We start from the raw sequence: 13677 nt of genomic DNA, 5'->3' as shown, positions 1-13677 counted from the left end.
GTCTCGTCTGGTTGATTTTTATAAGTGTTTTCAGGCTCTAGCCCTTATCTGACCTGCATAAACAGCTATTGTTTTTGTAGCGACGCCGCCACCGCCTTGACCCGTTCACGCAACCATCTTGCCGATGCCGAGGCGTGTGTGCGTTCATGCCAGAGCTGGTAATACACCATTTGCGGAAAGGCGATCGGGCAGGGCAACACCTTCACCGCCAGCGTGTCAGTGAAGCGCTCGCAGTACTGCCGGCCCGTCGTCAACACCAGCAGGCTCGAAGCGACCATCGCCGGGATCAAACCGAAATGCGGGCAACGCGCCGTGATATTGCGCTGCAGTCCGAGACCGTCCAGGTGGACGTCGATCACGCCTTTGGCGCCGGGGTGCGTCGGTGTCGGCGCAATGTGCTCGGCCGCCAACCAGCTGGCACTGTCCCAGCCGCGGCGCATGACCGGGTGGTTGCTGGCGACCAGGCAGACCACCTCGTCGGCGAACAACCGTGCCATGTGCAGGTCGTCGGGCGGTGCCGGCCAGTTGCCCACCACCAGATCAAACTCGCCCTGGGCCAGGCGTGTGCGGTAGTCGGACTCGCCGGACAGCGCGTGGATGTCGATCTGGCACAGCGGCGCATGGTGTTTGATCTGCGCCACCAGTTGCGGCAGGAACAGCGGGTCCATGTAGTCGCTGCAGGCCAGGCTGAAGGTGTGGGTCGCGGTGGCGGGGTCAAACCCGCGCGCATCGCTGAACATCACTTCGGCGGCACGCAAAATGCTCGCCGAAGGTTCGATCATGCGCAAACCGGCGTCAGTAGGCACCATGCCGGCGCCTGAACGCACCAGCAGCGGGTCACCGGCCAGCTCGCGCAAACGCTTGAGCGCCGCGCTGACGGCGGGTTGGTACATTCCTAGGCGGATGGCGGCGCGTGAAACGCTGCGTTCGGTCAGCACGATGTTCAAGACCCTTATGAGATGGAGGTCTATCTTGTCGAATAAGGCCTGGTCTTTCATACCTTTTTGTACATTGGCCTGATATGACGATCGGTATACCGGCTGAAGGCAAATAGTCTTACCCTAGTGCGCATGGACATTCAATCGCCTCTCAAAATCATTCAATTCTTCAGGGGTGGCGAGCTGGTCTCGCTCGCCAATGTACCACCCAGCCGCACGCTGCTGGAGGTGCTGCGCGAAGACCTGGCACTCACCGGTACCAAGGAAGGTTGCGGCGAAGGCGACTGCGGTGCCTGCACCGTCGTTGTCGGCGAAGCCGTGGGCGGGCGCATGTCGTACCGGGCTGTCAACAGTTGCATCAAGCTGGCCCATTCTGTCGACGGCCAGGCGCTGTGGACGGTGGAGGATCTGGCTGCTGCCGACGGCACGCTGCACCCGGCCCAGCAAAGCCTGGTGGACTGCCACGGGTCGCAGTGCGGCTTTTGCACGCCGGGCTTTGTCATGAGCCTCTTTGGCATGTACCAAAACCATGTCGCTTGCGGAAAATCCATTACCCGCGAACTGGCGCAGGAAGAGTTGTCCGGCAATCTGTGCCGCTGCACCGGCTACCGACCGATTCTTGACGCCGCGCAGCAGATGGCCTCACTGCCTGCCGTCAAGCTTGACGAAGCCGATTTGCTATCAAAACTAAAGCTGCTGGCGCCCGCCAGTCATCGGCTGGAGGCCGATTTGGCTTACAAATCCCCCCGCTCCCTGGCAGCGCTGCTTGAAGCGCGCGCCGCCCATCCCGGCGCCCAACTTGTCGCTGGCTGCACCGACGTGGGCCTGTGGGTCACCAAGATGCACAGGCAGTTTGACCAGGTGCTGGACATCACCCAGGTCGAGGAACTCAGGCAGGTGGAGCGCTACCCGCATCACATCGCCATAGGCGCCGCCGTCACGCTGGCCAACGCTTTTGTTGCGCTGGTCGCCGACCGGCCGCAACTGGCAACGTTTGCCGCACGCTTTGCGGGCCTGCCCGTGCGCAACGCCGGCACACTTGGCGGCAACGTGGCCAACGGCTCGCCGATTGGCGACTCGATGCCGCTGCTGATTGCACTGGGCGCGAATGTCGTGCTGATGAGCGTGCGCGGCCACCGCGAGATGCCGCTGGAATCGCTCTACACCGGTTACCGGAAAAACGTGATGGCGCCCGACGAGGTGCTGGCGTGGATCAAGGTGCCGCTGCCAGAGGCTGGCGAGGCGCTCCGCGCCTACAAGATCAGCAAGCGTTACGACGATGACATTTCAGCGGTTTGCCTGGTCATCAACATGCAGCTGGCCGACGGCAAGGTTGCGACGGTCAGCCTGGGCGCAGGCGGCGTGGCAGCCACTCCGGCCCGCGCCGTGCACACGGAAGCTTTTCTGCTCGGCAAGGCGTGGACGCAGGCCACCGTGCGCGAAGCCATGGACGTCTTGCGCGGCGAGTTCACGCCGCTGAGCGACATGCGCGCATCCGCCGCCTACCGCAGCGAGGTGCTGGGCAACCTGCTGCAACGCTTCTGGCTCGAAAGCCAGGGCCTGCAGCACATCAATCTGGAATCGGTTGTCATCCCGGACCTGATCCGGGATCCACAGCCTGCGGCGTCGCCGGCATGGATTGCGGGTCAAGCCCGCAATGACATGTCAGGGGCACAGGCATGAACAAACGCGACTCCGACTTCACCGCCGCTGACGGCGGCGGCCCCGGTGGCGCGGCCGATGCTGGCGAACGCAACATCGCGCCCGCCACCGAGTCACCGCACGCCCCCGCCACGCCCGGCCCGGCTATGGGTGTGTCGCGCCCGCACGAAAGCGCGCGCGCCCAGGTGGCCGGCAGCGCCACTTATGTTGATGACATTCCCGAGGTCAAGGGCACGCTGCATGCCGCGCCGATTCTTTCTACCGTCGCGCACGGGCGCCTGCGCGGCGTGGATGCCAGCGCGGCGCTGGCCATGCCCGGCGTGCGCGGCGTGGTACTGGCGGCGGACATTCCCGGCGACAAGATGCTGGCCACCTTTGTCGGCGATGAACCCATCTTTGCCATCGACGACGTCCAGCACGTCGGCCAGGTGATCGGCCTGGTGGTGGCCGACACCGTGATGCAGGCGCGCCGGGCAGCGCGGCTGGTCAAACAAACCATTGAGGCGCTGCCCGCCCTGCTCGGCCCGCGCGCCGCCCACGCCGCGCAAAGTTATGTGCTGCCCAAGGTGGTGGTGCGCCGCGGTGAGCCGGAAGCCGCGCTCAAAAAGTCAGCACACACACTCACCGGCCAGCTCGAAGTCGGCGGGCAGGAACACTTCTACCTCGAAGGCCAGGTCGCCTACGCCCTGCCGCTGGAGCAGGGCCAGTGGTGGATTTACTCAAGCACACAACACCCCGGCGAGATCCAGCACTGGGTGGCGCATGCGCTGGGCATAGGGAACAACGCTGTCACCGTCGAGTGCCGGCGCATGGGCGGCGGCTTTGGCGGCAAGGAGACGCAGGCCGGGCATCTGGCCGTGTGGGCCACGCTGGCGGCGCGCAAGTTCAAATGCCCGGTCAAGCTGCGGCTGGACCGCGACGACGACTTCATGGTCACCGGCAAGCGCCACCCCTTTGCCTACGACTACACCGCCGGGTATGACAATTCCGGCCTGCTGACCGCGCTGCAGCTCACCATGCTGGCCGACTGCGGTTTTTCGGCCGACCTGTCCGGCCCGGTCGCCGACCGCGCCATCTTCCATGCCGATAACGCCTACTTTTTGAGCGACGTCGAGATTGTTTCGCACCGTTGCAAGACCAACACGCAAAGCCACACCGCCTTCCGCGGCTTCGGCGGCCCGCAGGGCGTGATCGTGATCGAAAGCATCCTCGGCGACATTGCCCGCAGGCTCGGCCTGGACCCCTTCGACGTGCGCATGCGCAACCTGTACGGCATCAACGAGCGCAATGTCACCCACTATCAGATGAAGGTCGAGGACAACATTCTCGCCCCGCTGCTATCAACATTGGAGCAAACTTCTGACTACCGGCGGCGGCGCAACGCCATCTCGGCATGGAACGCGGCGAGCCTGATCATCAAGCGCGGTATTGCGATCACGCCGGTCAAGTTCGGCATCAGCTTCACCGCAACCTTTTTCAACCAGGCCGGCGCGCTGGTGCATGTGTACACCGACGGCAGCGTGCAGGTGAACCACGGCGGCACCGAGATGGGCCAGGGTCTGAACACCAAGGTTGCGCAGATCGTTGCCGACGAGTTGGGCGTGCCCTTCGAGCGTGTGCGCTGCACGGCCGCCGACACCAGCAAGGTGCCCAATGCGTCGGCCACCGCCGCCAGCAGCGGCACCGACCTGAACGGCCGCGCCGCCCAGTACGCCGCCCGCAACGTGCGCGACAACCTGGCCGCCTTCGCAGCGGGCCTGGATGGTTGCGGCGCAGGCGCCATTCGTTTCCAGGGCGGCCAGGTGATCTCACCCAAGGCGACGCGCAGCTTTGACGAGGTGGTCAAAGCCGCCTATGCCAACCGCATCCAGCTCTGGAGCGACGGCTTTTACCGCACACCGAAAATTCACTACGACAAGACCACCCTGACCGGCCGGCCGTTCTATTACTTCAGCTACGGCGCCGCCTGCAGCGAAGTCGCCATCGACACGCTGACTGGCGAGAGCCGCGTGCTCAAGGTCGACATCCTGCACGACGTCGGCACCTCCATCAACCCGGCGCTCGACATCGGCCAGATCGAAGGCGGTTTTGTGCAGGGCATGGGTTGGTTGACGACAGAGCAACTGGTGTGGAACGACAAGGGTTACCTCGCGACCCACGCGCCCAGCACCTACAAGATCCCCGCTACCGGCGACATCCCCGAACACTTCAAGGTCGACCTGTGGCCCGAAGCCAACCGCGAAGACAACGTAGGCGGCAGCAAAGCCGTCGGCGAACCACCTTTCATGCTGGCGATCAGTGTGTATGAGGCCATGCGGGAAGCAGTGGGCGCTATGAAGGCGGGGCATGAGCCGGTGGTGATGGTGGCACCGGCCACTGCGGAGAATGTGCTCAAGGCCGTCGGGTATCGATAGCGCCGTAGTGCGACTTGGCACACCCCACGGCCCATTGGCCATGCCCCCCATAACACGCCTTGTGTGCACGCAGCCATGGTAAGCACCACCCGGCAATGCCCACGCTGTTGACCTATATCAAGCTCCTCCTGCCATGCCGCCCGCTTAATCAATAGCGACGCAAACCACGCAGCGCCTGTTCATACCGGAAACAGCCTGCCGCGACAACGCGTCGCACGGACTGCAGGGCATCAATCAGGGGAAATCTTATGGGCTCCTACAAAAAACTTTGGTTCGCGCTGATCGGCGTGTTGATCCTTACTTTCTCGCTGCTGGGTTACTTCGGCGTGGAGGTGTACCGCCAAGCGCCGCCGATACCGGCGCAGGTGACGACACAGGACGGCAAGGTTCTGTTCGACCGCGAAGGCATCCTGGACGGCCAGACGGCCTGGCAGTCGGTGGGCGGCATGCAACTGGGCTCCATCTGGGGTCATGGCGCATACCAGGCGCCTGACTGGACGGCCGACTGGCTGCACCGCGAGCTCACCGCCTGGCTGGACCTGGCTGCGCAACAACTGCATGGCAAGCCCTACGGTGTGCTCGACGGGCCGACGCAAGCCGCCCTGCGCCAGCAGCTCAAGTCAGAGTACCGTGGCAACCGGGTCGATGAAGCGCAGGTGCTGAAACTTTCTGCTCGCCGCGTTCAGGCCATTGCGCAGACCGGCGCGTATTACGACCTGCTGTTTTCAGACGCTCCTTCGCTGCAGAAAAGCCGCGAGCATTTTGCGATGAAAGAGAACACGCTTCCCAGCGCCGAGCGGCGCCGGCAGATGACACAGTTTTTTTTCTGGACGGCCTGGGCCGCCGCGACGGAGCGGCCGGGTCAGAAGGCGACCTACACCAACAACTGGCCGCATGAGCCGCTGATCGACAACCAGCCCAGCGCCGAAAACATCGTCTGGTCCATCGCCAGCATCGTGGTACTGCTGGCGGGCGTGGGCTTTCTGGTGTGGGCCTGGGCCTTTTTGGGCAAACACGACGAACCGCTGCCGGCACCCGCTGCGTGCGACCCGCTGACCACTTTTGCGCTGACGCCGTCGCAACAAGGTCTTGGCAAGTACCTGTTCCTGGTCGTGGCCCTGTTTATTTTTCAGGTCTTTGTCGGTGGCTTCACCGCGCACTACACGGTTGAGGGCCAGCAGTTCTACGGCATCGATGTTTCGCGCTGGTTTCCGTATTCGCTGACGCGGACGTGGCACATACAGGCGGCGCTGTTCTGGATCGCGACCGGTTTTCTCGCCGCAGGGCTGTTTCTGGCGCCGCTCATCAATGACGGCAAGGACCCGAAGTTCCAGAAAATCGGCGTCGATGTACTGTTCTGGGCACTTGTTCTTGTTGTTGTGGGTTCTTTCACTGGCAACTACCTCGCGATTGCGCAGGTGATGCCACCCGAGTGGAACTTCTGGCTTGGCCACCAGGGCTACGAGTATGTGGACCTGGGCCGGTTGTGGCAGATCGGCAAGTACATCGGCATTTTGCTGTGGCTGGTACTGATGTTGCGCGGCGTGGTGCCGGCCTTGCTGACCAAGGGTGGTGACAAGAATCTGCTCGCGCTGCTCACCGCATCAGTCGGCGCCATTGGACTTTTTTACGGCGCTGGATTGTTTTACGGTGAGCGCACCCACCTCTCGGTAATGGAGTACTGGCGCTGGTGGGTGGTGCACCTGTGGGTTGAGGGCTTCTTCGAGGTCTTTGCGACTACGGCGCTTGCTTTCATCTTCTCGACACTGGGCCTGGTCTCTGTGCGCATGGCCACCACCGCAAGCCTGGCCTCTGCATCACTGTTCATGCTGGGCGGTATTCCCGGCACCTTTCACCACATGTACTTTGCCGGTACCACCACACCTGTGATGGCCGTCGGCGCCAGCTTCAGCGCACTCGAAGTGGTGCCGCTGATTGTGCTGGGCCACGAAGCTTGGGAAAACTGGCGGCTCCGGTCACGTGCGGACTGGATGGACAAGCTGAAGTGGCCCATGATGTGCTTTGTCGCCGTCGCTTTCTGGAACATGCTGGGCGCCGGTGTCTTCGGTTTCATGATCAACCCGCCCATCTCGCTGTACTACGTCCAGGGCCTGAACACCACGCCGGTGCATGCACACGCTGCGTTGTTCGGGGTGTACGGTTTCCTCGCGTTGGGCTTCACGCTGCTGATACTGCGTTACCTGCGGCCCAACCATGCGTTCAGCGCGCCCTTGATGAAGACCGCGTTCTGGGGTCTGAACGCCGGGCTGATGCTGATGATTTTTACCAGCCTGCTGCCGATCGGGGTCATCCAGTTCCACGCCAGCGTCAGCCATGGCTTGTGGTACGCCCGCAGTGAGGACTTCATGCAGCAGCCGCTGCTACAGAACCTGCGCTGGGTGCGCACCTTCGGTGACGTGGTGTTCATCGTCGGTGCTATTGCAATGGCACTGCAGGTGGTTGCCGGTCTGCTGAGCAAGGCGCCCGCGCCAAAGCAGCCGGTGCACGGTTCTGGCGAAGTTCGGGTGTGAAACAAGTCAACAGGAAAAAGAAATGGCCTTGAAGCACGCACAAGCGATGGACGTGATTGATCTCCTGATGATCGGGGCGCACCAGGAGAGGGTAAGCAGCACCAGTCTGCTGAAAACCTCGCGGATACAGCTGATTCGAATGGCTCTGCCCGCAGGCCATGTGCTGCCTGAGCACCACGTGCCAGGCGAGATCACGATTCACTGCCTTTCCGGTGAGGCGGAGGTCACGACCCCAACGCGCGCCTCCCGGCTTGCAGCCGGAACGCTCGTCATGCTACCCGCTGCAGAGCCTCACGGCGTGCGGGCTTTTCTGGACACGCTGTTACTGGTGACGGTGTTTCAAGCCTGAGCGATACATGTCAGGTGAAATCAATCGTTTTGTATGTCCACTGAGGACCACTCGGACGCCGCCCGCCTGGCCTCGGACACCTTAGCCACCTTGCAGCCGGGCTCTTTATGTCGATGCGGATACGGACGAACAAATGCTGCCCTTGAAGAAGGCTGCGCTGGCGGCAGTCCGGTCTGGGACTGCCTCCTGCAGCGTTCCGCGCCTTCATTGATTACAAAAACCGCCATCAGCCCTGTCCAACGGTCTTAACCAGCTATTGTTTTAGTAGCGCTACCCGCCCCGCCCACCGCCCCCAACTGCCGCACCGTCTGCAGAAAGCTGCTGATCAGCTGGACAGCGGCGCGTCCTTTGCGACACACCACTTGCACGTGGTTGTGCGGGACCAGCCCCTCCACCGGCAGCGTGACCACGCGGTGGTCTTCGGTGAACGCGCCGTCTGAGACCACCCCCAGCCCCAGGCCCTGAGCGACGGCTTCGCGCACGCCTTCGCGGCTACCCATCTCGACCGAGTTTCTGACGCCAACCCCTGCTGCCAGCAGGCCGGCCTCGACCGAGCGTCAAGCTCCCACAGCGCGGTACAGGTTGTAGCAACTCACGGTGGTAATGACGGTGCCGACCAGCATCAGCAAGGTTTTTGTTTTCAGGTGTTTGGTGATGTATGCAGCAAAGGGCGCAGCGACAAGTCCGCCCATGGCCAGACCAGCCACCATCAGCCAGACAGTTTCATCCAGGATAGAGAAGAACGATGCTGCCACCGTGACTGTCAGGAAAAATTCTGCAAAATTGACAGACCCGATGGTAGTTTTCGGGTCGTGGCCAGAACCCACCAGCGTGGTGGTGACAATCGGTCCCCACCCCCCGCCGCCAGTGGTGTCCATAAAGCCGCCCACCATGGCCAAAGGCACTACTTTCTTCAAGTGGATTTCGTGCTGTGCGCGGATGCGTTTGAACGCTTTGCTGAACACATACAAGCCCATCAGCAGCAAGTAAAAACTAATATAGGGTTTGAGCGCCTGGCCATCGACATTGGCCAGAATGTAAGTGCCAATCAATGCCCCAACAATGCCGGGGATGAGAAGGCTGAGAAACAAGCGCTTGTTGATGTTCCCCATTTTCAGATGCGAAACGCCTGATACCCCGGTGGTAAATACTTCGGCCAAGTGGGTAGCGCCACTGGCCATTGCCGGAGGTACCCCCACGGCCAGCAAGAAGCTGCTGGACGTTATGCCGTAGGCCATTCCCAAAGCGCCGTCAATGGTTTGCGCAAGCAAGCCCACCGCCACCGCGCTCCAGAAAATCGGGTCTCGCAACGCCTGGCCAATGATGATCATGCCACTTTGGCTGCTTGAGCCATTGAACAACCGGTGCGTCAAGTAAAGCGTCAGGCCGATCAACACGGCGCCCACCATGTAAGCCGCCACCCTAAGCACCGGGTGATCCATGGCATGAGTAACCTCGTACTCAATGGGTGGTATGCCCAGCGCCTGGTGCTCCGGATTGACGCTTTGGTCATCAAAATCAATATGGCGAATCTTCACGGGAGCAATCGGTAGCTTGAGGTCGGGCGGATCTTAAGTTCGCCAGCCCCAATCACCAAAGACAGAGTCGTCATGTCCATATATTGGGACGACCTTGTCGCAAAACCGAGGGGAGCAAGCTACGGGGTAAACATGCGCCCATCAACCTGTCGAAGCTCAGCCCGCCAGCGCCTTCATCTCCGCATACAAATCCGCCTTGCCCTCAAAGCCAATGCCCGGCAGCTCCGGCAGCGTGACGTAACCGTCCACCACTTTCACGCCGTCGGGAAAGCCGCCGTAAGGCTGGAACAGGTCCGGGTAGGACTCGTTGCCGCCCAAACCCAGACCGGCGGCAATCGCCAGCGACATCTGGTGGCCACCGTGCGGGATGCAACGCGCAGGTGACCAGCCGTGTTCTTTCAGCATGTCCAAGGTGCGCAGGTACTCGACCAGGCCGTAGCTGAGTGCGCAGTCGAACTGCAGCCAGTCACGGTCCGGGCGCATGCCGCCGTAACGGATCAGGTTGCGCGCGTCCTGCATCGAAAACAGGTTTTCGCCGGTGGCCATGGGCCCGGCGTAATGCGGGGCCAATTCGGCCTGCAGCGCATAGTCGAGTGGGTCACCGGCTTCCTCATACCAGAACAGGTCGTAGGCCGACATCGCCTTGGCATAGGCGATGGCGGTCTTCAGATCGAAACGCCCGTTGGCATCCACCGCCAAGCGCTGGCCCGGCGCCAGCATGCCAAGGACCGCCTCGATGCGCCGGCAGTCGTCGGCCAGCGACGCCCCGCCTATCTTCATCTTCACGACCGAATAGCCGCGGTCCAGGTAGCTGCGCATTTCGTCCCTCAGTTTGGCGTCGTCCTTGCCGGGGTAGTAATAGCCGCCTGCCGCATACACAAACACCTTGCGGTTTGGCGTGCCATTGCCATAACGCTCAGCCAGCAACTGGTACAGCGGCTTGCCAGCGATTTTGGCGACCGCATCCCAGACCGCCATGTCGATGGTGCCGACAGCCACCGAACGCTCGCCATGACCACCGGGCTTTTCGTTGGTCATCATCGCGGCCCAGACCTTGTGCGCATCCAGGTTGTTGCCGCTGGCGTCCAGCAGGCTGCTTGGGGCGGCTTCCAGGATGCGCGGCGCAAAACGCTCGCGGATCAGGCCGCCCTGGCCGTAACGGCCGTTGGAGTTGAAGCCGTAACCGATGACCAGCTTGCCATCGCGGACCACATCGGTGACCACCGCGACCAGGCTCAGTGTCATCTTCGAGAAGTCGATGTAGGCGTTGCGGATGTCGGATTTGATGGGCTGGGTGATTTCGCGGATGTCGGTGATCTTCATGGGCTGGCTTCGGTAGTTGTTGCTGTTGGGGCTATCATCGGCGCCTCCCGCCCCGGCGTCCAATGCCGGATTTTTCTTGTTCCATGCCCGCAAAGCACCACCCATGAATTTGACCTGGCTGGAGGATTTCCTGGCGCTGGCCCGCACTGGTAATTTCTCGCGAGCGGCAAGCGAGCGCCACATGACACAGCCGGCCTTCAGCCGCCGCGTGCGGGCGCTGGAAGAGTGGCTGGGCGTGGCGCTGTTCGACCGCGCGACACACCCGGTCACGCTGACCGAGACCGGGCAATGGTTCCAGTCGGTGGCGCAGGACATGCTCACGCGTGTGGCGCGCGTGCCCGATGAAGCACGCGCCGTGGCAGACGCCAGCTCGGCCACGCTGCGTTTTGCGTCCACCCATGCTTTGTCCTTCACCTTCCTGCCAGCCTGGTTGCGTGGCCTGGAATCCGGCTCGCCGGTGGGGCCGATTCAACTGGTCTCGGATGTGATGCAGCAGTGCGAGGCCCTGATGCTGCAGGGCCGCGTGCAGTTTTTGCTGTGCCACTGGCATGCGCAGGTGCCGGGCCGGCTGGACCCGTCGGCGTACCGCTCGGTCAAGGTTGGCAGCGACTCCCTGGTGCCGGTATCAAGCCCAGGAAAAAACGGTAAGGCCCGGCATCTGCTTTCTACGAGCAACAAACAGGTTCCCCTTTTGGCGTATAGCAGCGAGTCGGGACTCGGCCGCATCGTGCGCGCTCTGCGCAGCGGTGCCATTGAAAAGTCGGGAAGCGAGCCGGTCTTCACCGCGCATCTGGCCTCGGTGCTCAAAACCATGGCGCTCGACGGGCGCGGCGTGGCCTGGCTGCCGCTGAGCCTGATTGACAAAGAACTCGCCAGCGGGCGTCTGGTGGCCGCCGGCGGCCCCGAGTGGTCGATTGAACTCGACATTCGGCTGTTTCGCAGCGAGGCTGCTGTGCCGCCGGCGGCGGAAAACTTCTGGCGCAAGGTGGCTGGCGCGCCAGCTTGAGTCAAATGAACTGACAAAAGCGAAGAGGTTGTCATCCCGGACTCGATCCGGGATCCATGTCATGTTTCGCTGCATCGGCTCGCCAGGCATGGATTGCGGGTCAAGCCCGCAATGACAAAGTCACGCCAAGCCGCTGTTTGCCGGCATCAATCCAGTGCTTTTGCGTTCAAGTCTTCTCCCGGAACAGTTCCTCGATCACCCCGCGCAGCCAGCGGTTGCCCGGATCGGCCTCGAAGCGTTTGCTCCAGTGCAGCGAGACCGTGAAGTCACGCAGCGGGAACGGCGGCTCGATCAGGGTGTAGCCGCCGTCGGCTGCAAAAATCTGCGCGATATTGCGCGGCATCACCACCGCGAGGTCGGTCGCCTTGACGATGGAGGGCAGCACCATGAAATGTTCGGTGGTCAGGCGCAGGCGGTCTTCGAGTTGCAGCAGTTCGAGAATGCGCAGCGTGTCGGAATGCGTGCGCACCGCGACAAATTCAAGCTGGTGCAAGGCATCGAGCAAGGCCTGGCCGCTGCGGCGGCGGCGGGTGAACGGGTGGTCGTCGCGCAGCAGCACGATGTAGCGGTCCTTGAGCAGTTGCACGCGCTGCGTATCCTTGACAGTCGGCAAAAAACCGAAGGCAAAGTCGATGCGTCCGCTGTCCAGGCCAGCGGCAATGTCGCCACCAGCCAGCGGTGCGGTCTCAATCCGCAGGCCGGGCGCCAGCCGGCGCAGGGCCACCATCAGCTCCGGCAGAAAACGCGCCTCACCGATATCACTCATGTGGATGCGAAACACCTTGCGCGACAGCAGCGGCTCGAATAAAGCCGACTCGTTGAGTGCCTGCTCCAGCGTGGCCAGCGCGCTGCGCACCGCGCCGGCCAGCCGGTCGGCTTTGGGTGTGGGCTGCACGCCACCCCCGGCACGCACAAACAACGGGTCCTTAATCAGCAGGCGCAAGCGCGTCAGCCCCTGGCTGGCGGCCGGTTGCGTCAGGTCCATCAACTCGGCCGCGCGGCTGACATTGCGGGTGCGGTAGACCGCGTCGAACAGCCGCAGCAGGTTCAGGTCGATGTCTTTTATATGCATTGAATGAATACCAGATAGTCTGGATATTCTATTGATTCATGGTGTGGATGCGACCAAACTTCGCCTTGCCAGTCCGGGCCAGCCTCGGAATTCACCGTTCGGTGTCATCCCGGACTTGATCCGGGATCCATGCCGCAAGAGCCACCGACGCGTGTATCTGCGACTTGGATTGCGGGGGCGAGCCCGCAATGACAGAAAAAGGGGATACCACTTGGAAGTTTCATTCAGCAAGGAAATCGAGTCGCTGCGGCTGAACAGCGGCGAGACTTTCCACGGCGAGGGCATCCTCGCGATCACCAAAGCGCTGCTGCAGTCCGGCGTGGCTTATGTGGGCGGTTACCAGGGGGCGCCGGTGTCTCACCTTCTCGACGTCATGGTGCAGGCCAAGCCTTATATGGACGAACTCGGCGTGCACGTGGAGGCCTGTTCCAACGAAGCCTCGGCCGCCGCCATGCTGGGCGCGTCCATCCACTACCCCTTGCGCGGCGCAGTCACCTGGAAGTCGATAGTGGGCACCAACGTCGCGGCCGATGCCTTGTCCAATTTATCCTCGCCGGGGGTGCTCGGCGGCGCGCTGATCGTGGTCGGCGAGGACTACGGCGAAGGCGCCAGCGTCATCCAGGAACGCACCCATGCCTATGCGCTGAAGTCGTCCATGTGCCTGCTGGATCCGCGGCCCGACCTCGGCAAGATGGTGGAGATGGTCGAGCATGGGTTTCGCATCTCTGAAGCCTCCAATATGCCGGCCATCCTGGAGCTGCGCATACGCGCCTGCCATGTGCGCGGCAGTTTTGAATGCAAGGACAACCGGCCACCGGCGATCTCCAAGCGGCAACTGATGGAA

Annotated in this window: 10 protein-coding genes and 1 pseudogene; 6 read left to right on the top strand and 5 right to left on the bottom strand. The window is 62.4% G+C overall.

Going from position 1 to position 13677, the window contains the following annotated elements; genetic code table 11:
• Nucleotides 1–65 precede the first annotated feature (65 nt).
• Entirely contained in the window at nucleotides 66–998 is a 933-nt protein-coding gene (locus ACH2CW_RS08425; protein ID WP_395057029.1) for a LysR family transcriptional regulator, read from the bottom strand.
• 72 nt (nucleotides 999–1070) lie between these two features.
• Here ACH2CW_RS08425 and xdhA point away from each other — a divergent pair, with 72 nt between their 5' ends.
• The 4 genes from xdhA to ACH2CW_RS08405 all read left to right on the top strand — a co-directional run bounded on the left by xdhA (nucleotide 1071) and on the right by ACH2CW_RS08405 (nucleotide 7894).
• Nucleotides 1071–2621 carry a xanthine dehydrogenase small subunit gene (gene xdhA / locus ACH2CW_RS08420; protein ID WP_395057027.1) on the top strand — a complete coding sequence of 517 codons (1551 nt, stop codon included), beginning with the start codon at nucleotides 1071–1073 and terminating at the stop codon, nucleotides 2619–2621.
• Nucleotides 2618–5014, top strand: a complete 2397-nt coding sequence (gene xdhB / locus ACH2CW_RS08415; RefSeq protein ID WP_395057025.1) for a xanthine dehydrogenase molybdopterin binding subunit — start codon at nucleotides 2618–2620, stop codon at nucleotides 5012–5014. Before xdhA ends, xdhB begins: the two co-directional genes overlap by 4 nt.
• A gap of 248 nt (nucleotides 5015–5262) precedes the next feature.
• Nucleotides 5263–7545 (top strand): nitric-oxide reductase large subunit, encoded by a 2283-nt coding sequence (locus ACH2CW_RS08410; RefSeq protein WP_395057023.1) that lies wholly within the window; start codon nucleotides 5263–5265, stop codon nucleotides 7543–7545.
• Nucleotides 7546–7567: 22 nt separating this feature from the next.
• Nucleotides 7568–7894 carry a cupin domain-containing protein gene (locus ACH2CW_RS08405; protein WP_395057022.1) on the top strand — a complete coding sequence of 109 codons (327 nt, stop codon included), beginning with the start codon at nucleotides 7568–7570 and terminating at the stop codon, nucleotides 7892–7894.
• A 245-nt stretch (nucleotides 7895–8139) separates the two neighbouring features.
• Here the strand turns inward: ACH2CW_RS08405 and ACH2CW_RS08400 are convergent, their stop codons facing one another.
• The 3 genes from ACH2CW_RS08400 to ACH2CW_RS08390 all read right to left on the bottom strand — a co-directional run bounded on the left by ACH2CW_RS08400 (nucleotide 8140) and on the right by ACH2CW_RS08390 (nucleotide 10755).
• Nucleotides 8140–8433, bottom strand: a complete 294-nt coding sequence (locus tag ACH2CW_RS08400; RefSeq protein WP_395057143.1) for a LysR substrate-binding domain-containing protein — start codon at nucleotides 8431–8433, stop codon at nucleotides 8140–8142.
• 18 nt (nucleotides 8434–8451) lie between these two features.
• Complete coding sequence (locus tag ACH2CW_RS08395) at nucleotides 8452–9432, bottom strand: sulfite exporter TauE/SafE family protein (RefSeq protein WP_395057020.1); 981 nt, start codon at nucleotides 9430–9432, stop codon at nucleotides 8452–8454.
• Nucleotides 9433–9588: 156 nt separating this feature from the next.
• A complete protein-coding gene (locus ACH2CW_RS08390; protein ID WP_395057018.1) occupies nucleotides 9589–10755 on the bottom strand; it encodes a mandelate racemase/muconate lactonizing enzyme family protein in 1167 nt (388 codons plus the stop codon).
• 103 nt (nucleotides 10756–10858) lie between these two features.
• On the opposite strand from ACH2CW_RS08390, the gene ACH2CW_RS08385 reads away from it, so the two are divergent.
• Nucleotides 10859–11761 (top strand): LysR family transcriptional regulator, encoded by a 903-nt coding sequence (locus tag ACH2CW_RS08385; protein WP_395057016.1) that lies wholly within the window; start codon nucleotides 10859–10861, stop codon nucleotides 11759–11761.
• Between the two features lie 166 nt (nucleotides 11762–11927).
• Here ACH2CW_RS08385 and ACH2CW_RS08380 read toward each other — a convergent pair whose 3' ends face one another.
• Nucleotides 11928–12833: a LysR family transcriptional regulator gene (locus ACH2CW_RS08380; RefSeq protein WP_395057014.1), complete on the bottom strand. Its 906-nt coding sequence runs from the start codon at nucleotides 12831–12833 to the stop codon at nucleotides 11928–11930.
• 211 nt (nucleotides 12834–13044) lie between these two features.
• Between ACH2CW_RS08380 and ACH2CW_RS08375 the strand changes: the two are divergent.
• Nucleotides 13045–13677 (top strand): annotated as a pseudogene (locus ACH2CW_RS08375) (indolepyruvate ferredoxin oxidoreductase); the annotation flags it as partial.

This window comes from Polaromonas sp. (assembly GCF_043778355.1).
Taxonomy (GTDB): Bacteria; Pseudomonadota; Gammaproteobacteria; order Burkholderiales; family Burkholderiaceae_C; genus Polaromonas.
The sequence above is the reverse complement of the archived record's forward strand: the minus strand, read 5'-3'. Positions and strand labels throughout refer to the sequence as shown.